General features: G+C 56.8%; 18 protein-coding genes. 16 read left to right on the top strand and 2 right to left on the bottom strand.

All coding sequences use genetic code 11. From position 1 onward, the window contains the following. The first annotated feature begins 113 nt into the window (after window positions 1–113). Genes cysJ through ETA_RS14740 form a run of 3 tightly spaced genes read left to right on the top strand, consistent with a single transcriptional unit; the run spans window position 114 to window position 4,375 of the window. Window positions 114–1,916, top strand: a complete 1,803-nt coding sequence (gene cysJ, locus ETA_RS14750; RefSeq protein WP_012442414.1) for an NADPH-dependent assimilatory sulfite reductase flavoprotein subunit — start codon at window positions 114–116, stop codon at window positions 1,914–1,916. Next, complete coding sequence (cysI, locus tag ETA_RS14745) at window positions 1,916–3,631, top strand: assimilatory sulfite reductase (NADPH) hemoprotein subunit (RefSeq protein WP_012442413.1); 1,716 nt, start codon at window positions 1,916–1,918, stop codon at window positions 3,629–3,631. The genes cysJ and cysI overlap by 1 nt, the downstream gene beginning before the upstream one ends. 12 nt (window positions 3,632–3,643) lie before the next feature. After that, entirely contained in the window at window positions 3,644–4,375 is a 732-nt protein-coding gene (locus ETA_RS14740; protein ID WP_012442412.1) for a phosphoadenylyl-sulfate reductase, read from the top strand. A gap of 57 nt (window positions 4,376–4,432) precedes the next feature. Here the strand turns inward: ETA_RS14740 and ETA_RS14735 are convergent, their stop codons facing one another. Then, window positions 4,433–4,717, bottom strand: coding sequence for a YciI family protein (locus tag ETA_RS14735; RefSeq protein WP_012442411.1), 285 nt, complete (start codon window positions 4,715–4,717; stop codon window positions 4,433–4,435). A gap of 320 nt (window positions 4,718–5,037) precedes the next feature. Between ETA_RS14735 and cysG the strand changes: the two genes are divergently transcribed. From cysG to rpoS, 13 genes are all read left to right on the top strand, one after another. Then, window positions 5,038–6,453 carry a siroheme synthase CysG gene (gene cysG / locus ETA_RS14730; protein ID WP_012442410.1) on the top strand — a complete coding sequence of 472 codons (1,416 nt, stop codon included), beginning with the start codon at window positions 5,038–5,040 and terminating at the stop codon, window positions 6,451–6,453. A gap of 9 nt (window positions 6,454–6,462) precedes the next feature. After that, a complete protein-coding gene (cysD, locus tag ETA_RS14725) occupies window positions 6,463–7,371 on the top strand; it encodes a sulfate adenylyltransferase subunit CysD (RefSeq protein ID WP_012442409.1) in 909 nt (302 codons plus the stop codon). Window positions 7,372–7,380: 9 nt separating this feature from the next. Continuing rightward, window positions 7,381–8,811 carry a sulfate adenylyltransferase subunit CysN gene (gene cysN / locus ETA_RS14720; protein ID WP_012442408.1) on the top strand — a complete coding sequence of 477 codons (1,431 nt, stop codon included), beginning with the start codon at window positions 7,381–7,383 and terminating at the stop codon, window positions 8,809–8,811. Between the two features lies 1 nt (window position 8,812). Continuing rightward, a complete protein-coding gene (gene cysC, locus ETA_RS14715; protein ID WP_012442407.1) occupies window positions 8,813–9,418 on the top strand; it encodes an adenylyl-sulfate kinase in 606 nt (201 codons plus the stop codon). 85 nt (window positions 9,419–9,503) lie between these two features. Next, window positions 9,504–9,827: a DUF3561 family protein gene (locus ETA_RS14710; RefSeq protein WP_012442406.1), complete on the top strand. Its 324-nt coding sequence runs from the start codon at window positions 9,504–9,506 to the stop codon at window positions 9,825–9,827. 193 nt (window positions 9,828–10,020) lie between these two features. Next, entirely contained in the window at window positions 10,021–10,335 is a 315-nt protein-coding gene (gene ftsB / locus ETA_RS14705; protein WP_012442405.1) for a cell division protein FtsB, read from the top strand. Window positions 10,336–10,342: 7 nt separating this feature from the next. Continuing rightward, a complete protein-coding gene (gene ispD / locus ETA_RS14700) occupies window positions 10,343–11,047 on the top strand; it encodes a 2-C-methyl-D-erythritol 4-phosphate cytidylyltransferase (RefSeq protein ID WP_012442404.1) in 705 nt (234 codons plus the stop codon). Window positions 11,048–11,060: 13 nt separating this feature from the next. Then, complete coding sequence (gene ispF / locus ETA_RS14695; protein WP_004155832.1) at window positions 11,061–11,534, top strand: 2-C-methyl-D-erythritol 2,4-cyclodiphosphate synthase; 474 nt, start codon at window positions 11,061–11,063, stop codon at window positions 11,532–11,534. Window positions 11,535–11,537: 3 nt separating this feature from the next. Beyond that, the gene (gene truD, locus ETA_RS14690) at window positions 11,538–12,587 is read left to right on the top strand and encodes a tRNA pseudouridine(13) synthase TruD (protein ID WP_012442403.1); all 1,050 of its coding nucleotides are present in this window, start codon (window positions 11,538–11,540) and stop codon (window positions 12,585–12,587) included. A 377-nt stretch (window positions 12,588–12,964) separates the two neighbouring features. After that, a complete protein-coding gene (gene surE, locus ETA_RS14685) occupies window positions 12,965–13,726 on the top strand; it encodes a 5'/3'-nucleotidase SurE (protein ID WP_012442402.1) in 762 nt (253 codons plus the stop codon). Beyond that, the gene (locus tag ETA_RS14680) at window positions 13,720–14,346 is read left to right on the top strand and encodes a protein-L-isoaspartate(D-aspartate) O-methyltransferase (protein ID WP_012442401.1); all 627 of its coding nucleotides are present in this window, start codon (window positions 13,720–13,722) and stop codon (window positions 14,344–14,346) included. Before surE ends, ETA_RS14680 begins: the two co-directional genes overlap by 7 nt. 150 nt (window positions 14,347–14,496) lie before the next feature. Beyond that, window positions 14,497–15,594, top strand: coding sequence for a murein hydrolase activator NlpD (nlpD, locus tag ETA_RS14675; RefSeq protein WP_012442400.1), 1,098 nt, complete (start codon window positions 14,497–14,499; stop codon window positions 15,592–15,594). A gap of 51 nt (window positions 15,595–15,645) precedes the next feature. Beyond that, on the top strand, window positions 15,646–16,638 hold the full coding sequence (rpoS, locus tag ETA_RS14670) for an RNA polymerase sigma factor RpoS (protein ID WP_012442399.1): 993 nt from the start codon (window positions 15,646–15,648) through the stop codon (window positions 16,636–16,638). A 270-nt stretch (window positions 16,639–16,908) separates the two neighbouring features. On the opposite strand, the gene mutS is transcribed toward rpoS, so the two are convergent. Then, window positions 16,909–19,470 (bottom strand): DNA mismatch repair protein MutS, encoded by a 2,562-nt coding sequence (gene mutS / locus ETA_RS14665; RefSeq protein WP_012442398.1) that lies wholly within the window; start codon window positions 19,468–19,470, stop codon window positions 16,909–16,911. Between the last annotated feature and the right edge of the window lie 43 nt (window positions 19,471–19,513).

Raw genomic sequence — 19,513 nt, 5'->3', positions numbered from 1 at the left:
GAAAAACCGTTTAGTCGTTTTGGTTATGAATTAGTACCAACCCTTATTTAAGGGTTGTTATGCTTACCTTTACCCTGTTGCTATAGATCTTTGACTCTGGAACTTTTGACGCAATGACGACTCAGGCACCTTCAAACATGCTCCCGCTCAATCCGGAGCAGCTCGCCCGCTTACAGGCGGCAACCGGAGATTTTTCCCCCACCCAGCTGGCCTGGCTTTCCGGTTATTTCTGGGGCATGGTCAATCAGGCTCCTGGAGCCCCGGTCGCCAGCGCTCCGGTCGCCGTTGATGTGCCTGCGGTCACCATCCTTTCCGCCTCCCAGACCGGCAACGCCCGCAGACTGTCTGAACAGCTACGCGATGACCTGCTGGGGGCTAAACTCAACGTCAACCTGGTGAATGCCGGTGACTACAAGTTCAAACAGATTGGCCAGGAAAAGCTGCTGGTGGTCGTCACCTCTACCCAGGGCGAGGGGGAACCCCCGGAAGAAGCGGTGGCGCTGCATAAATTCCTGATGTCGAAGAAAGCGCCAAAAATGGACGCCAGCGCCTTTGCGGTATTTGGTCTTGGTGACACCTCCTACGAATTCTTCAGCAAGGCCGGTAAAGACTTTGACGCCCGGCTGGCCGAACTGGGCGCTGAACGTCTGCTGGATCGCGTTGATGCTGACGTTGAATACGCAGCAGAGGCGCAGTCCTGGCGTCAACGGTTAACCGATATTTTGCAGGCGCGCGTGCCGCAGGCGGGTTCTGCCCAGGTGACGGCGGCCGTCACGGGCAGCGTCAACGAAATCCACAGCAGTCCCTACAGCAAAGAAGCGCCGCTTAGCGCCAGCCTGGCGGTCAGTCAAAAAATAACCGGGCGCGATTCCGATAAAGATGTGCGCCATATTGAAATCGATCTGGGTGATTCGGGGCTGCGCTATCAGCCTGGCGATGCCCTGGGGGTGTGGTTTGAGAATGATACGGCGCTGGTGCAGGAGCTGCTGGAACTGCTGTGGCTGAAGGGCGACGAGCCGGTGACGGTGGATGAGCACGCCGTGCCGCTGGCGCAGGCGTTGCAAAAGCATTACGAACTGACGGTCAATACCCCGCAGATCGTCGAAAAGTATGCCGGGCTGTCACGTAATGAGGCGCTGATGTCGCTGATCGGTGATAAGAGCGCGTTACAGCATTACGCACAGACCACGCCAATCGTTGATATGGCGCGTTATGCCCCGACCGAGTTGAATGCTGAACAGCTAACCGGGCTGCTGCGTCCGTTAACCCCGCGCCTGTATTCTATTGCCTCATCGCAGGCGGAAAACGAAAGCGAAGTCCATATTACCGTAGGCGCCGTGCGCTTTGATATTGAAGGCCGTGCCCGCACGGGGGGCGCTTCCAGCTATCTGGCCGACCGCCTGCATGAAGATGACGAAGTGCGCATTTTCATTGAGCATAACGACAACTTCCGCCTGCCTGCCGATCCGCAGACGCCGGTCATTATGATTGGCCCCGGCACCGGGATTGCGCCGTTCCGCGCCTTTATGCAGCAGCGTGACAGCGACGGGGCCGGCGGCAAAAACTGGCTGTTCTTCGGCAATCCGCACTTTACCGAAGATTTTCTTTATCAGGTTGAGTGGCAGCGTTACGTGAAAGACGGCCTGCTGACCCACATTGACTTAGCCTGGTCGCGCGACCAGCAGCATAAGGTTTACGTACAGGACAAAATTCGCGCCAAAGGCGCGGAGCTGTGGCGTTGGATTGAAGAAGGCGCGCATATTTATGTCTGCGGTGATGCCAACCGCATGGCGAAAGACGTTGAGCAGGCATTATTGGAAGTGGTAGCCGAATTTGGTGCAATGGACATCGAGGCGGCAGATGAATTTTTAAGTGAGCTGCGCATTGAGCGCCGTTATCAGCGAGATGTGTACTAATGAGCGATGAAAAATACCCAGGTCCACTGGTGGTTGAAGGCAAGCTGGTCGACGCCGAACGCCTGAAAAAACAGAGCAACTACCTGCGCGGTGGCATTGCTGAAGATCTGCATGACGGGCTGACCGGCGGCTTTAACGGCGACAACTTTTTGCTGATCCGCTTTCACGGCATGTACCAGCAGGACGACCGCGATATCCGCGCCGAACGCGCCGAACAGAAGCTGGATGCGCGCCACGCCATGATGCTGCGCTGCCGCCTGCCGGGCGGCATCATGACGCCGCGGCAGTGGCTGGCCATCGATAAATTTGCCACTGATAACACGATTTACGGCAGTATCCGCCTGACCAACCGTCAGACGTTCCAGTTTCACGGCATTCTGAAAGGCAACGTCAAACCGGCCCATCAGATGCTGCACGAAGTCGGGCTGGACGCGCTGGCTACCGCCAACGACGTCAACCGCAACGTGCTGTGTAGCTCGAACCCGATCGAGTCAGAACTGCACCAGGAAGCCTACGAATGGGCGAAGAAGCTCTCCGAGCATCTCCTGCCGCGCACCCGCGCCTACGCGGAGATCTGGCTTGACCAGGAAAAAGTGGCCACCACCGACGAAGAGCCGATCCTCGGTGAAACCTATCTGCCGCGTAAATTCAAAACTACGGTAGTGGTTCCGCCGCACAATGACGTTGACCTGCATGCTAACGACATGAACTTTGTCGCCATTGCTGAAAACGGCAGGCTGGTTGGCTTCAACCTGCTGGTTGGCGGCGGGCTTTCCATCGATCATGGCAATAAGGCCACTTATGCCCGTACCGCCAGCGAGTTCGGCTATCTGCCGCTCAGTAAAATCCTCGACGTGGCCGAAGCGGTGGTGACCACCCAGCGTGACTGGGGCAACCGTACCGACCGTAAAAACGCTAAAACCAAATATACCCTGGAGCGCGTAGGGCCAGAAGTGTTCAAGGCTGAAGTAGAGCGCCGTGCCGGTATGACCTTCGAGCCGATCCGACCGTATGAATTTACCACCCGTGGCGATCGCTTTGGCTGGGTTAAAGGCATTGATCATAAGTGGCACCTGACGCTGTTTATCGAAAACGGCCGCCTGCTGGATTACCCTGACCGCCCGCTGAAAACCGGCCTGGCGGAAATTGCCAAAATTCACCAGGGCGACTTCCGCCTGACCGCCAATCAGAACCTGATTGTCGCCGGGGTGCCGGAATCAGAAAAAGAGAACATTGAGCGGCTGGCGCTGTCGCATGGCCTGATGGAAAACGTCAGCCACCAGCGTGAAAACTCCATGGCCTGCGTCGCGTTCCCCACCTGCCCGCTGGCGATGGCGGAAGCGGAGCGTTTTCTGCCGCAGTTCGTCACGCGCGTGGAGGCGATTATGAACGCACACGGGGTGGGCGATGAGCATATCGTTCTGCGCGTTACCGGCTGCCCTAACGGCTGCGGCCGCGCGCTGCTGGCGGAAATTGGCCTGGTGGGTAAGGCCCCGGGGCGCTATAACCTGCACCTCGGCGGTAATCGCATCGGGACGCGCATTCCGCGCATGTATCAGGAAAACATTAACGAAGAGCAAATTCTGGCGACCCTCGATGAGCTGATTGGCCGCTGGTCGCAAGAGCGCAATGCGGATGAAGGCTTCGGTGATTTCACCCTCCGTGCCGGGGTAGTGAAACCGGTACTCGATCCGGCCCGTGATTTCTGGCAATGATGGAGGCATAAGATGGCGCTTCTCGAACTCTCTGAACTGAATCAACTCCCTAAGGTTGAGCGCGTGATGGCGCTCGCCGAAATTAACAACAGGCTGGATAAGCTTTCCGCCGAGGATCGGGTTCTCTGGGGGCTGGAAAATTTGCCAGGCCAGGCGGTATTGACCTCCAGCTTTGGTATTCAGGCGGCGGTGAGCCTGCATCTGGTAACGCGCCAGAAGCCAGATATCCCGGTGATCCTCACCGATACAGGCTACCTGTTCCCGGAAACGTACCGGTTTATCGACCAGCTGACGGAAAAGCTCGATCTCAACCTCCAGGTGTTCCGCGCTGAACAAAGCCCGGCGTGGCAGGAAGCGCGCTACGGCAAGCTATGGGAGCAGGGCGTGGAAGGGATTGAGCGCTACAATCAGATCAATAAGGTGGAGCCGATGAACCGCGCGCTGGAAACGTTGCAGGGCCAGACGTGGTTTGCCGGTTTGCGCCGCGACCAGTCCGGTAGCCGCGCGCATCTTCCGGTGCTGGCCGTTAAAAAAGGCATTTTCAAACTGCTGCCGATTATTGACTGGGATAACCGCCAGGTTTACCAGTATTTGCAACAGCATGGTCTGAGCTACCATCCGCTGTGGGAGCAGGGCTATCTGTCGGTCGGCGATACCCATACCACGCGTAAATGGGAGCCGGGCATGGCAGAAGAAGAGACCCGCTTCTTCGGCCTGAAGCGCGAATGCGGCCTGCACGAATAAAGCAACGCCGGCAGGGGGCTGAAATAGCGGCCCGCCTGCCCATTTCCCCACGACCGGCTAGATCCCGGTCAATGCCGAAAACGCATCGGCAGAGCGGGTGATGTTCACTTTAGTGACGTCATACTCCGCCACCGTCTGAAAAGGGTCTTCCGCCAGGATGGCATCCAGCCTTGGGCGATCCATCTCCTTCACCATGATCATGCCGCCCGTGCGCGGATCTTTACGCCCGGCGCTGATAAAGTCTCCGCTGGCGAAATAGCGGTCAATCCACGCGATATGCGGCTCCAACAGGCCGTTAACCTCTTCCATTGGACGGGTATAGCTCAGAAAAACAAGATACATAACGACTCCAGACGTTTACAGGTAGCGGGCGGTCATCGCCGGTGTCATCACCTAGGGATCGTACGCTCCGGCAGACACGACCAGGGCATGGGCTGCGGCCCATCAGGAAAAATTTTCAATCAGCGGCGCTGGTTCCGGGGCGTTATGCCTGCCTGACCGTCGACTAAACGCCAACAATATCATTTGTTAAGCACAATTTGTTCGCTGCTTTACCAATACGTTATTCCATTCGGTAACTACTCATTCCAATTAGTAATTTCATAACCCTTTAGCCGGACACGTATAGTCCCTTTCAAGCTTATGTGATTAAGAAGGTTCGCGTGGATTATCTCCCTCTTTTTGCTGATATCAGACACAAGCCGGTGCTGGTGGTGGGCGGCGGCGACGTGGCTGCACGCAAAATCGAACTCCTGCGCCGTGCCGGAGCACGTGTACAGATCGTTTCACGCGAACTGTGCGAAGAGCTCGCCGCTCTGGCCGCGAGTCACAGCGTTGAATGGCTGGCCACCGCTTACTGTCCAGAGCAGCTCGACCAGGTCTTTCTGGTGATTGCCGCTACCGATAACGCTGAACTCAACGGGCAGGTTTTTCAGGATGCCACCGCTCGGCATCTGCTGGCCAACGTGGTTGATGACCAGCCCAAATGCTCGTTTATCTTCCCTTCTATTGTTGACCGATCTCCGCTGGTGGTGGCGATCTCCTCCAGCGGCACCGCGCCCGTGCTGGCGCGCCTGCTGCGCGAAAAGCTGGAGGCGCTGCTGCCTGCAAATCTCGGCCAGATGGCGCAGATCGCCGGGCAGTGGCGCGACAAGGTCAAAGCTCGCTTCTCAATGATGTCCGATCGCCGCCGCTTCTGGGACAAAGCCTTTAACGGACTGTTCGCCAGTCAGGTGGCCTCAGGCAATGTGGATGGAGCCAAACGCACGCTCGACAGTCAGCTAACCGATGTGGAAGCGCCCCAGGGAGAAATTATCCTTGTCGGTGCCGGTCCAGGAGACAGCGGACTACTCACTCTGCGCGGACTCCAGGTGATGCAGCTGGCGGACGTGGTGCTGTATGACTATCTGGTGAGTGATGAAATTCTGGATTTAGTGCGGCGCGATGCCGACCGTATCTGCGTCGGCAAACGGGCTAACGCCCACAGCGTGCCGCAGGAGGAGATTAACCGCATGCTGGTGGAGCTGGCGCAGCAGGGCAAGCGCGTGGTGCGGCTGAAGGGCGGCGATCCGTTTATCTTTGGCCGTGGCGGTGAAGAGCTACAGGCGGCGGCGGCGGCGGGCATTCCTTTCCAGGTGGTGCCCGGCGTGACGGCGGCTGCCGGTGCCAGTGCTTACGCCGGTATTCCTCTGACCCATCGCGACTATGCCCAAAGCGTGCTGTTTGTCACCGGCCAGTGCCGTACTGATGGTAACGGCACCGACTGGCCATCGCTGGCGCGTGCACGTCAGACGCTGGCGATTTACATGGGGGCGATGGCTGCGGGTGATATCGCCAATAAGTTAATGACGCACGGGCGCGATCCGGCCACCCCCGTAGCGGTGATCGGACGCGGCACGCGTCAGGATCAGCAGGTACTGACCGGCACGCTCGAACAGCTGGGAGAACTGGCAAAAAATGCTCCAACCCCGGCGCTGTTGGTGATTGGCGAAGTGGTCAATCTGCATCAGCAGCTGGCGTGGTATCAACATTCAGCGCAGCAGGACGGACGACAGTCCCCCGTTGTGAATTTGGCTTGAGGAAAAATTATGGATCAACAACGACTCACTCACCTGCGTCAGCTGGAGGCGGAAAGTATCCATATTATCCGCGAAGTGGCGGCAGAGTTCGCCAATCCGGTGATGATGTACTCCATTGGCAAAGATTCATCGGTGATGCTGCACCTGGCGCGTAAAGCCTTCTATCCGGGCACGTTGCCTTTCCCGCTGCTGCATGTTGATACCGGCTGGAAATTCCGCGAAATGTATGAATTCCGCGACCGCATGGTCAAGAACATTGGCGCAGAGCTGTTGGTTCACCGCAACCCGGAAGGCCTGGCAATGGGGATTAACCCCTTCGTGCACGGCAGCGCCAAGCATACCGACATCATGAAAACCGAAGGGCTGAAGCAGGCGCTGGACAAGTACGGCTTTGATGCGGCCTTCGGCGGCGCGCGTCGCGACGAAGAAAAATCCCGTGCCAAAGAGCGCATCTACTCTTTCCGCGACCGTTTCCACCGCTGGGACCCGAAAAACCAGCGCCCGGAGCTGTGGCACAACTACAACGGCCAGGTGAACAAAGGCGAAAGCATCCGCGTATTCCCGCTCTCCAACTGGACCGAGCTGGATATCTGGCAGTACATTTTCCTTGAAAATATCGAGATCGTGCCGCTGTACCTGGCCGCACCGCGCCCGGTGCTGGAGCGTGACGGCATGCTGATGATGATTGATGATGACCGTATCAATCTGCAGCCTGGCGAAGTGATTGAACAACGCATGGTGCGCTTCCGCACCCTCGGCTGCTGGCCGCTCACCGGTGCGGTGGAGTCGGAAGCACAAACGCTGCCGGGCATTATCGAAGAGATGCTGGTCTCCACCACCAGCGAGCGCCAGGGGCGAATGATAGACCGCGATCAGGCCGGCTCGATGGAGCTGAAGAAACGCCAGGGTTATTTCTAAGGAGCCGCCATGAACAACATTATTGCACAACAGATTGCCGATCAGGGCGGGGTTGAAGCCTGGCTGCACGCCCAGCAGCATAAAAGCCTGCTGCGTTTTCTCACCTGTGGCAGCGTCGACGACGGCAAAAGTACTCTGATTGGCCGACTGCTGCACGATACGCGCCAGATTTATGAAGATCAGCTCTCTTCGTTACACAACGACAGCAAGCGCCACGGCACCCAGGGAGAAAAGCTGGACCTGGCGCTGCTGGTCGACGGTTTACAGGCCGAGCGCGAGCAGGGCATTACCATCGACGTGGCGTACCGCTATTTCTCTACCGAAAAGCGCAAATTTATTATCGCCGACACGCCCGGACACGAGCAGTACACGCGCAATATGGCCACCGGGGCCTCAACCTGCGACCTGGCGATCCTGCTGATCGATGCGCGCAAAGGCGTGCTCGATCAAACCCGTCGTCACAGCTTTATCTCAACGCTGCTGGGCATAAAACACCTGGTGGTGGCGATCAACAAAATGGATCTGGTGGACTACAGCCAGGCGACCTTTGAGCAGATCAAACAGGATTATCTCGATTTTGCCACGCAGCTGCCGGGCAATCTGGATATTCGCTTTGTGCCGCTGTCGGCGCTGGAAGGCGAAAACGTTGCCGCACCGAGTGGCCATATGGGCTGGTACAGCGGCCCAACGCTGCTGGACGTGCTGGAAACCGTTGAGGTACAGCGCGTGGTCGAGCAGCAGCCGATGCGCTTCCCGGTACAATATGTTAACCGCCCCAACCTGGATTTCCGTGGCTATGCGGGAACGCTGGCATCCGGCAGCGTGCAGGTTGGGCAGCGGGTGAAAGTGCTGCCGTCTGGCGTTGAGTCGAGCATTGCGCGTATTGTCACCTTTGACGGCGATCTGCAACAGGCTGCCGCCGGGGAAGCGATCACCCTGGTGCTGAAAGATGAGATCGATATCAGCCGTGGTGACCTGCTGGTGGACGCCAGTGCAGAACTGACTCCGGTTCGTGCCGCGACGGTTGACGTGGTATGGATGGCGGAACAACCGCTGGCACCGGGGCAGAGTTTCGATGTGAAAATCGCCGGTAAGAAAACCCGTGCGCGGGTTAAGGGCATCCAGCATCAGGTTGAAATCAACAGCCTGACGCAACATTCCATCGCTGAACTGCCGCTGAACGCGATAGGTCTGGTCGATATCGTCTTTGATGAGCCAATGGTTCTTGACAGCTATCAACAGAACCCCGTCACCGGCGGGATGATCTTTATCGATCGTCTGAGTAACGTCACCGTGGGGGCCGGGATGATCCGCCAGCCGCTGGCAGAAGAGACCGCCGCCGGCAGCACAGATTTCAGTGCTTTTGAACTGGAGCTGAATGCGCTGGTTCGCCGTCATTTCCCACACTGGAACGCGCGCGATCTGTTGGGCGGTAAATAAGATGGCGCAGCATGATGAAAACGTGGTGTGGCACGCGCATCCGGTAACCCGCGAAGCGCGTGAGCATCTACAGGGGCATCGGGGGGCCGTGCTGTGGTTTACCGGGCTGTCAGGGTCCGGTAAGTCTACCGTTGCCGGCGCGCTGGAGCAGGCGCTGCACCAGCTTGGCGTCAGCAGCTATCTGCTTGACGGCGACAACGTGCGCCACGGCCTGTGCCGCGATCTTGGCTTCAGTGATGACGATCGCAAAGAGAATATCCGCCGGGTAGGTGAAGTGGCGCGCCTGATGGTGGACGCTGGACTTGTGGTTCTCACCGCGTTTATCTCCCCCCATCGTGCTGAGCGTCAGATGGTGCGCGATATGCTGGGGGAGGGGCGCTTTATCGAAGTGTTCGTTGATACGCCGCTGGCCATTTGTGAAGCGCGCGACCCAAAGGGGCTGTATAAAAAGGCACGGGCGGGAGAGCTGCGTAACTTTACCGGGATTGATGCGGAATATCAGGTGCCTTTGCACGCCGATATTCACCTTGATGGCGAACAATTGGTAACACATTTGACCCGTCAACTATTAGATCTGTTACGTCAGCAGGATATTATCAAACCCTAAGATAATTTTGGCAAACGCCCGTTAAAGGGCGATGCGCAGGCAGGGCAACGTGAACGTTCCCTGCCTGAGTTTCAACGGGATATCTATGCAAAACGTGACTCCTGTACAGGTCGATAAAAACGAGCGGCAGCGAAAAGAGAACTCATGGTCTCTCCCCGGTGGCGTGATGGGCTTTATTGCCTGGTGGATAGCGCTGGCGATCCCGCTAATGATGTACGGCTCCGGTACGCTTTTCTTCTTTTTTCTCTACACCTGGCCTTTCTTCCTGGCGCTATTACCCATATCGGTCGTGGTGGGTGTGATCACCAGCGCGCTGCTGCACGGGCATGTGATTTGGATTGCGCTGGTCACCACGCTGTTCACGATATCCCTGTTCTGGCTGCTGTTCAGCCTGTTGACGGGCTGGTAATACTCTCTTCTCTGATGTACAAACACGTCGATGAGTGACAAAACTTTGCGTACCCGTCTGCATAACTGGCGACGCTATGCTGCTTTTTAACGCGTTATCTCGACTTTTTTCTTCATTGACGTGCAATTTTATCGTCGGAGTGGAGTAACGTTAAAAGTTATGGGATGATTGGGCCGTTTTGCAGGGGGCGGGGATGGGAAAACTTACGCTGCTGTTACTTGTGCTTCTCGGCTGGCTGCAATATTCGCTCTGGCTGGGCAAGAACGGCATTCATGACTATACGCGTGTTGACGAAGATGTTGCATCGCAGCAGGGCAATAACGCCAAGCTTAAAGCGCGTAACGATCGGCTGTTTGCTGAAATTGATGATTTAAACGGCGGTTCAGAGGCGATCGAAGAGCGCGCGCGCAACGAGCTGGGTATGATTAAACCCGGAGAGACTTTCTATCGCCTTGTGCCGGATCAAAACAGGCGCAACGCGCAGCAGGGACGGCCAGCCAGCCAGTAATCACCACATGAATAATGCCAATTCTTTACCGGACGTGATTGCCGTAGTGCCCGCAGCGGGCATTGGCAGCCGTATGCAGTCCGCCTGCCCTAAGCAGTATCTCACTCTCTGCGGTAAAACCATTCTGGAACACAGTCTGAATGCGCTGCTGGCACATCCGGCGGTTAAGCGGGTGGTGGTGGCCCTTAGCCCACAAGACGCCTGTTTTCATCAGCTGCCGATAGCCGGGGATAAGCGTATCACCACGGTGACCGGCGGTGCCCAGCGTGCCGACTCGGTGCTTGCGGGGCTGCAGGCAGCGCCGTCCGCCCGGTGGGCGTTGGTGCATGATGCCGCCCGTCCCTGCCTCCATCCTGATGACCTGGCCCGCCTGCTGGCTTTGACTGCCAGCAGTGAGGTCGGCGGCATTCTGGCTGCGCCGGTGCGCGATACCATGAAGCGTGCCAATGCCGGACGCTGCGATATCGATCATACCGTTGAACGTGAGGCCCTGTGGCACGCGTTGACGCCCCAGCTGTTTCCGTTAGCCCTGCTGCGCCACTGCCTACAGCGCGCGCTGAGTGAAGGTGCAACCATTACCGATGAGGCCTCGGCGCTGGAATACTGCGGCTATCATCCCGAATTGGTCAACGGACGCAGCGACAACCTGAAGGTCACGCGGCCGGAAGATCTGGCGCTGGCACAATTTTATCTGACCCAAAGACAACGTTAATCAGGAGCGCAGAATGCGTATTGGTCACGGTTTTGATGTACACGCTTTCGGCGGAGAAGGCCCGCTCATTATTGGCGGCGTGCGCATCCCCTATGAAAAAGGTTTACTGGCCCACTCTGATGGCGACGTGGCGCTGCATGCCCTGACCGATGCCCTGCTCGGCGCGGCGGCGTTGGGCGATATCGGCAAACTGTTCCCGGATACCGATGAGGCTTACAAAGGGGCCGACAGCCGCGAACTGCTGCGCGAAGCGTTGCGCCAGATCGCGCAGAAAGGCTACCGCGTGGGCAACGTTGACGTGACGATTATCGCACAGGCACCGAAAATGCTGCCGCATGCGCCGCAGATGCGCATCAATATCGCCGAAGATCTGGGTATTCATATGGACGAGGTCAACGTGAAGGCGACCACCACCGAAAAGCTCGGTTTTACCGGGCGCGGCGAAGGCATCGCCTGTGAAGCCGTAGCGTTATTGATTAAGGCCTGAAGAATGGATCTAACCCGTCAGGGCTGGCTGCACGGCCAACCCACTGCCAGCGGCGTACTCAAAAGTACCCCTGAAGATTTCGTGGTCATTGAAGATCTCGGCTACTCCCCGGATGGCGATGGCGAACAGCTGCTGGTGCGCGTGCGTAAGCAGGGCTGCAACACGCGTTTTGTTGCCGAGGCGCTGGCGAAATTTGCTGGTATTCCGGCGCGTGACGTCAGCTTTGCCGGCATGAAAGACAGACACGCCGTTACCGAGCAGTGGTTCTGTCTGCGTTTGCCGGGCAAAGTGACGCCGGATCTCAACGCCTTTCAGCTGGAAGGCGTTGAGGTGCTGGAAAGCGCCCGCCATCGGCGCAAATTACGCATCGGCGCACTACAGGGTAATGCCTTTACTTTGGTTTTGCGCCAGGTCTCAGATCGTGACGCGGTGGAGCAGCGCCTGCAGCTGATTACCGCTGTCGGGGTGCCGAACTATTTTGGCAGCCAGCGTTTCGGCCATGATGGCAATAACCTGAAGCTGGCGCAGCGCTGGGCGGCGGATGAAATTCGCGTGCGCGAGCGCAGTAAACGCAGTTTTATTCTGTCAGCTGCGCGTAGCGCGATGTTCAATCAGGTGGTGAGCGATCGTCTGGCGCAGCAGGGTTCCCTGTGCCGGGTGTTGGCGGGCGATGCGCTACAGCTCACCGGGCGCGGCAGCTGGTTTGTTGCGGAAACCGCTGAAATGGACAGCCTGCAACAGCGGGTGGACAACAATGAGCTGCGCATCACCGCGCCGCTGCCCGGCAGCGGCGAATGGGGGACGCGTGACGACGCGCTGTCCTTCGAGCAGCAAAGCCTGGCGCATGAAGGTGCGCTTATCGCCTTGATGGAGCGTGAGCGGGTTGATGCTGCCCGCCGTGCGATGCTGGTGATACCGCGTGAGCTGCGCTGGCGCTGGGCGGATGACGCCACGCTGGAGATGAGCTTCTGGCTGCCGGCCGGCAGTTTTGCCACCAGCGTGGTACGAGAGCTGATAGTGACACAGAGCAGTTCCAACGAGGCTGACGAGTAGCCGCCTTTCGGCAGAGACTGGATTCATTAGCAGGCTCTGCCGCCGTTTTCACGTCAATTTGAAAGTCAAACCCCGTCTGTTCTGATGCCGGATCCTGCTTACGTTACGCGGCGTATCTGCGGAAAGTCCGTTGTATTTGCCTCCCGTAGAGGCGGGCAAACCTGATGACGGGTAAGCAAGGCCGGCCCCAGGCTTCTTGCTATCATCCGGATATTTACACCTACCACTCATCTCATCATCCGGCTAAAATATGCCAATCAGACCACGCGACGGAGCGCATAAAGGCGTTCCGTACAGGGTAAACAGGAGATCTATCATGTCAGGACGTTCCTGTGGTTATTACGGTGGTGTACTTAATTTAACAAGTCAGGTATCAGATGCGCATATTGCTGAGTAATGACGACGGTATTCATGCGCCAGGCATACAAACGCTGGCAAAGTCACTGCGAGAATTCGCTGAGGTCCAGGTTGTTGCTCCCGATCGCAACCGCAGCGGAGCCTCAAACTCACTGACGCTGGAAACGCCTCTGCGTACCTTCAATTACCCCAACGGCGACATCGCGGTGCAGATGGGCACCCCCACTGACTGTGTTTATCTTGGCGTCAACGCACTGATGCGCCCGATGCCGGATATCGTGGTCTCCGGAATTAACGCCGGTCCTAATCTTGGTGACGATGTGATCTACTCCGGAACCGTAGCGGCAGCGATGGAAGGTCGACATCTTGGCCTGCCGGCGCTGGCGGTTTCACTCGATGGATATCAGCACTATGACACTGCGGCGGCAGTGACCTGCTCAATCCTGAAGGCGCTACTGCGCGAGCCGTTACGCACCGGCCGTATCCTTAATATCAACGTGCCGGATCTGCCGCTGGATCAGATTAAAGGCATCCGTGTGACCCGCTGCGGCAGCCGCCATCCCAGCAGTCAGGCGATTGCGCAGCAGGACCCGCGCGGGAACACGCTGTACTGGATAGGCCCTCCCGGTGAAAAGCTGGATGCCGGGCCCGATACCGATTTTGCCGCCGTTGATGAAGGTTACGTCTCGGTGACGGCGCTACACGTCGACCTGACCGCCCATGCCGCGCAGCAGGTTGTCTCCTCATGGCTGGCGAGCGCAGAGGTCACCAGAGAATGGTGAGCGGACGGATTGAGACATTGCTGGCGCAGTTGCGCCTGCAGGGTATTGATGACGAGCGTCTGCTAAAAGCGATTGGTGATGTGCCACGTGAGCGCTTTATTGATGAAGCCTTTGAGCATAAAGCCTGGGAAAATACCGCGCTGCCGATCGGCTGCGGGCAAACCATATCCCAGCCTTACATGGTGGCAAAAATGACGTCGCTACTGGCACTGACGCCAACATCGCGCGTGTTGGAAATTGGTACTGGCTCCGGCTATCAAACGGCGATCCTGGCGCACCTGGTCGGGCATGTCTGTTCTGTTGAGCGTATTAAAGGGCTGCAGTGGCAGGCCAAACGCCGGTTGAAACAGCTCGACCTGCACAACGTTTCGACCCGACATGGTGATGGTTGGCTTGGCTGGCCGGCACGCGGGCCATATGACGCTATTATCGTCACCGCCGCGCCGCCGAACATTCCTGATGCGCTGATGTCACAGCTTGATGACGGCGGGGTGATGGTCTTGCCGGTAGGAGAAGATCAGCAGGTATTACAACGTATTCGCCGCACAGCAGATGAATTTATTGTCGATACGATTGAGCCGGTACGTTTTGTACCGCTGGTTAAAGGCGATCTTGCCTGACATCGGCGCTCAGGATTATTTGTACACAACTGTGTCGTGGCACGCGCTTATTGATATTGTTAGTATCTCGTTATGTTGCGCGGCCATGTCGCTGCGGTCAATTTAATCATTATTTATTAAAGTATTGCCGAAATGGGGGAGTAAATAAGCATGGGAAGCCCGGTCTTTAAACTGCGACGTATGGCGGCTGTTTCACTGGTAGGATTCTGGCTGGCAGGTTGTTCCAGCGGTAACGATAACCAGGCCCCTATCAGCTCGGTTGGCGGAAGTGATTCAGGTATGATGAGCGGTAATCCGGCCACCGTCGGCAATACCGGGGACAATAACAATGGCAATATCATTCGCCCGGCGCGGCCACCCGCGTTGAAGAGTGCTACAACTTCCCCCGTATCCAGCCAGCCGCAGAACGTGGCAACTGAAAATGGTCGTATAATTTATAACCGAAGTTATGGGAATATTCCGAAAGGTAGTTACGGTGGAGACACCTATACCGTCAAACGCGGCGATACTTTATTCTACATTGCCTGGATTACCGGGAACGATTTCCGTGATTTGGCACAGCGCAATAATGTCGCTGCGCCCTACGGCCTCAACGTGGGCCAGCAGTTGCAGGTCGCTAACGGCACCGGTACGCCTATCACCGGAGGCAATGCGGTGACGGCAGCTGACGCAACGGCCAGCGGTGTGACCCCCCCTTCATCTGAAATTCAGACTAAAACGGCAACTGTTGCACACCAACCGGTAATTACGTATTCTGAAGATTCAGATACAACAAGTGGAGGCAAAATGCTGCCTTCATCCGGTAAAACTGTTGCAACGACGACAGTTCCGGTTGCCGTTCCGACCGTTAGTAGCACAACTGACAGCGCTACCCCAGTGGGAAGCTGGCGTTGGCCCACCGACGGTAAGGTAATCGATAACTTCTCTGCTACCGAAGGTGGCAATAAAGGTATTGATATCGCAGGATCGCACGGGCAATCCGTTGTTTCCACCGCTTCAGGGCGTGTGGTTTACGCCGGTAACGCTCTACGCGGTTACGGTAATTTGATTATCATCAAACATAATGATGACTATCTGAGTGCTTATGCCCATAACGACACAATGTTGGTCCGTGAACAACAAGAAGTGAAAGCGGGCCAGAAGATCGCCACGATGGGCAGTACCGGCACAAGTTCTGTTAGATTACACTTTGAAATTCGTTACAAGGGGAAATCCGTAAACCCGTTGCGCTATTTGCCGCAACGATAATCCGGCAGAACCTTAGCTGTTCTGCCCTGGGATCACGGGTAGGAGCCGCTTATGAGCCAGAATACGCTGAAAGTTAATGAGTTAAATGAAGACGCGGAATTCGACGAAAACGGAGCTGAGGTTTTTGATGAGAAGGCCCTTGTCGGAAATGAACCCGGTGATAACGATTTAGCTGAAGAAGATCTGTTATCTCAGGGCGCAACGCAGCGCGTACTGGATGCAACACAGCTCTACTTAGGAGAGATTGGTTACTCTCCACTGCTTACGGCGGAGGAAGAAGTCTTCTTCGCCCGCCGTGCACTACGTGGCGACGTGCCTTCACGTCGTCGCATGATCGAAAGCAACTTACGCCTTGTGGTTAAGATCGCCCGTCGTTACAGCAATCGTGGTCTGGCCCTGCTGGATCTGATTGAGGAAGGTAACCTCGGCCTGATCCGTGCGGTAGAGAAGTTTGATCCCGAAAGAGGGTTCCGTTTCTCTACCTACGCCACCTGGTGGATACGTCAGACGATCGAACGGGCAATTATGAATCAAACCCGTACCATCCGTTTGCCTATCCATATCGTAAAAGAGCTGAATGTTTATCTGCGTACCGCGCGTGAACTTTCGCACAAGCTCGATCACGAGCCTAGCGCGGAAGAGATTGCTGAAAAGCTTGATAAGCCAGTTGATGACGTAAGCCGGATGCTGCGCCTCAACGAACGCATTACCTCGGTTGATACGCCACTGGGCGGGGATTCTGAAAAAGCGCTGTTGGATATCCTGGCCGACGAAAAAGATAACGGCCCGGAAGATACCACCCAAGACGATGATATGAAGCAAAGCATCGTTAAATGGCTGTTCGAACTGAACGCCAAGCAGCGCGAAGTACTGGCACGTCGTTTCGGCCTGTTGGGCTATGAAGCGGCCACGCTGGAAGATGTGGGTCGTGAAATTGGCCTGACCCGCGAGCGTGTTCGTCAGATCCAGGTCGAAGGTCTGCGTCGTCTGCGAGAAATATTGCAGGGGCAGGGGCTGAGTATTGAAGCGCTTTTTCGTGAATAACGGCGTGGAAAAATAACGGTCCGCAAGATAAGTAATGCGCAAGGCGGTGACTACGGTCACCGCTTTTTTTATGGTTTTTTCCCGCTGGAAACGCCCGTCATCTGCCGTTTGCGCTCTGTTATGCGACAGACACACCGGCAGGGGGGCTCTGGTGGGTGGGGCCTTATGCTTATCACTGTCGCAGCCGCAACGCTATCAGCAGCTTTTACAAAATATCAGGGGGCGAGATCCCTTACTCGCCCATCGTTAGACCGAACTACGCAATGCATATCACACCAGCGACTTAAGACGATAGATCCACTCCAGCGCCTGGCGGGGAGACAGAGAATCTGGATCCAACGCTTCAAGAGCCTCGACCGCTGGCGATGTCTCCTCAACCAGCAGCGGCAGCTGGGAGCCATCGGCCCTGGTGCTGGCCGCACTACCGGACAGGGCTTCCAGCTCTTTCAGTTTCTGGCGAGCCCGCTTGATCACGTCTTTTGGTACTCCGGCCAGCGCGGCTACGGCCAGTCCGTAGCTCTTACTGGCGGCCCCCTCCTGCACGCTGTGCATAAAGGCGATGGTATCGCCATGCTCAACGGCATCCAGATGCACGTTGGCCACGCCTTCAATCTGCTCCGGCAGAGTGGTGAGTTCAAAATAGTGGGTGGCAAACAGCGTCATGGCTTTGATACGGTTTGCCAGGCTTTCTGCACAGGCCCAGGCCAGCGACAGGCCATCATAGGTGGAGGTGCCACGGCCAATCTCGTCCATCAGCACCAGGCTGTACTCGGTGGCATTGTGCAGGATATTGGCGGTCTCGGTCATTTCCACCATAAAGGTTGAACGGCCGGAGGCAAGATCGTCCGCTGCGCCTACGCGGGTGAAAATCCGGTCGATAGGGCCGATAATTGCCTGCTCAGCGGGAACGAAGCTACCAATATGGGCCATCAGGGTAATCAGGGCGGCCTGACGCATATAGGTGCTTTTTCCGCCCATATTAGGGCCGGTGACCACCAGCATACGGCGTTGCGGTGATAAAGAGAGGGGGTTTGCGATAAACGGATCTTTCAGCACCTGCTCGACCACCGGATGACGGCCACCGGTGAGTTTGATACCGGGTTTATCGCTCAGCGTTGGACAGCTGTAGTTAAGTGTCCATGCACGTTCAGCAAGATTAGTTAAAACGTCCAACTCTGCCAGGGCTGCGGCACTGTCCTGCAACGCGGCCAAATGAGGAAGCAACCTATCAAAGAGCTGTTCGTACAACGCTTTTTCCAGAGAAAGCGCCTTGCCTTTAGACGTCAGGACCTTATCTTCGTACTCTTTCAGCTCGGGAATAATGTAGCGCTCTGCATTTTTCAGCGTCTGACGGCGCACGTAATGAATGGGGACCAGGTGGCTCTGACCGCGGCTGACCTGAATGTAGTAGCCGTGAACACCGTTAAAGCCCACTTTTAGCGTATCCAGCCCCAGTTTTTCTCGTTCGCGGATCTCCAGGCGGTCGAGATAATCAGTGGCCCCGTCGGCCAGCGCTCGCCATTCATCCAGCTCCTGGTTATAGCCGGGGGCGATCACGCCTCCGTCACGAACCAGCACCGGCGGCGTTTCTACAATGGCGTGCTCCAGCAGCTCGCGCAGCTCGGTAAATTCCCCCATCTGGCTACGCAAAGTTTGCAGGTGTGCGTTATCGCTGTCGGCCAGCTCGTTATTCAGCTGCGGCAGCTGCTGGAAGGCGTGACGCATTCGAGCCAGGTCGCGTGGGCGTGCGGTGCGCAACGCAAGACGTGCCAGAATGCGCTCCAAATCGCCGACCTGGCGCAGCAGTGGAGGCAGGCTGTCATTCAAATCCTGGAGCGTCCGGATACTTTGCTGGCGCAGGGCGATCGTTTGCGCATTACGCAACGGCATATGCAGCCAGCGCTTGAGCATACGGCTGCCCATTGGCGTCACGGTTTTGTCCAGCACAGAAGCCAGAGTATTGTCACTGCCTCCGGCGAGGTTCTGCGTAATCTCAAGATTACGGCGGGTGGCGGCATCCATAATGATGCCGTCCTGCTGGCGCTCAATGGTCAGCGAACGGATATGGGGTAACGAGGTGCGTTGCGTATCCTTAACGTACTGCAGCAGACAGCCAGCGGCACGCAGGGCATGATGCGCCTGCTCCACGCCGAAGCCGCTGAGATCGCGCGTGGCGAACTGTAGGTTCAGCTGCTGGCGGGCGGTATCCAGCTCATATTCCCACAGCGCGCGGCGGCGCAGACCACGGCGGTTCTCAATCAGATCCATCGCGGCGAAGTCTTCCGGATAAAGCAGTTCTGCCGGATTGGTGCGTTGCAGTTCGGCAGCCATCGTTTCCCGATCGGTAGGTTCAGCCAGACGGAAGCGCCCAGAGCTGATATCCAGCGTGGCGTAGCCAAAGCCGCGCGTGCTTTGCCAGATTGCTGCCAGCAGATTATCCTGGCGTTCATTCAGTAGCGCTTCATCGCTGATCGTGCCGGGAGTGACGATACGTACGACCTTGCGCTCGACCGGCCCTTTACTCAATGCCGGATCACCAATCTGCTCGCAGATAGCCACCGATTCACCCAGATGCACCAGTTTTGCCAGGTAGTTCTCCACCGCGTGGTAGGGCACCCCTGCCATTGGGATAGGTTCGCCAGCTGAAGATCCGCGTTTGGTTAAGGAGATCTCCAGCAGCTGAGAGGCGCGCTTAGCATCATCATAAAACAGCTCGTAGAAGTCACCCATCCGGTAAAATAGGAGGATCTCAGGGTGTTCTGCCTTAAGGCGCAGGTACTGCTGCATCATTGGGGTGTGTGAACTCAAGTTTGTATTGTCATTCAGCGACATAAATTTTTTATTCCATTGAATTTAAAGTAAATTGTGATTTTTA

The organism is Erwinia tasmaniensis Et1/99 (assembly GCF_000026185.1).
GTDB classification, from domain to species: domain Bacteria; phylum Pseudomonadota; class Gammaproteobacteria; order Enterobacterales; family Enterobacteriaceae; genus Erwinia; species Erwinia tasmaniensis.
The sequence above is the reverse complement of the archived record's forward strand: the minus strand, read 5'-3'. Positions and strand labels throughout refer to the sequence as shown.

Coding starts and splice junctions, on each gene's coding strand:
- cysJ (WP_012442414.1), top strand. CDS start 114: ATGACGACTCAGGCACCTTCAAACATGCTCCCGCTCAATCCGGAGCAG.
- cysI (WP_012442413.1), top strand. CDS start 1,916: ATGAGCGATGAAAAATACCCAGGTCCACTGGTGGTTGAAGGCAAGCTG.
- ETA_RS14740 (WP_012442412.1), top strand. CDS start 3,644: ATGGCGCTTCTCGAACTCTCTGAACTGAATCAACTCCCTAAGGTTGAG.
- ETA_RS14735 (WP_012442411.1), bottom strand. CDS start 4,717: ATGTATCTTGTTTTTCTGAGCTATACCCGTCCAATGGAAGAGGTTAAC.
- cysD (WP_012442409.1), top strand. CDS start 6,463: ATGGATCAACAACGACTCACTCACCTGCGTCAGCTGGAGGCGGAAAGT.
- cysN (WP_012442408.1), top strand. CDS start 7,381: ATGAACAACATTATTGCACAACAGATTGCCGATCAGGGCGGGGTTGAA.
- cysC (WP_012442407.1), top strand. CDS start 8,813: ATGGCGCAGCATGATGAAAACGTGGTGTGGCACGCGCATCCGGTAACC.
- ETA_RS14710 (WP_012442406.1), top strand. CDS start 9,504: ATGCAAAACGTGACTCCTGTACAGGTCGATAAAAACGAGCGGCAGCGA.
- ftsB (WP_012442405.1), top strand. CDS start 10,021: ATGGGAAAACTTACGCTGCTGTTACTTGTGCTTCTCGGCTGGCTGCAA.
- ispD (WP_012442404.1), top strand. CDS start 10,343: ATGAATAATGCCAATTCTTTACCGGACGTGATTGCCGTAGTGCCCGCA.
- ispF (WP_004155832.1), top strand. CDS start 11,061: ATGCGTATTGGTCACGGTTTTGATGTACACGCTTTCGGCGGAGAAGGC.
- truD (WP_012442403.1), top strand. CDS start 11,538: ATGGATCTAACCCGTCAGGGCTGGCTGCACGGCCAACCCACTGCCAGC.
- surE (WP_012442402.1), top strand. CDS start 12,965: ATGCGCATATTGCTGAGTAATGACGACGGTATTCATGCGCCAGGCATA.
- ETA_RS14680 (WP_012442401.1), top strand. CDS start 13,720: ATGGTGAGCGGACGGATTGAGACATTGCTGGCGCAGTTGCGCCTGCAG.
- nlpD (WP_012442400.1), top strand. CDS start 14,497: ATGGGAAGCCCGGTCTTTAAACTGCGACGTATGGCGGCTGTTTCACTG.
- rpoS (WP_012442399.1), top strand. CDS start 15,646: ATGAGCCAGAATACGCTGAAAGTTAATGAGTTAAATGAAGACGCGGAA.
- mutS (WP_012442398.1), bottom strand. CDS start 19,470: ATGTCGCTGAATGACAATACAAACTTGAGTTCACACACCCCAATGATG.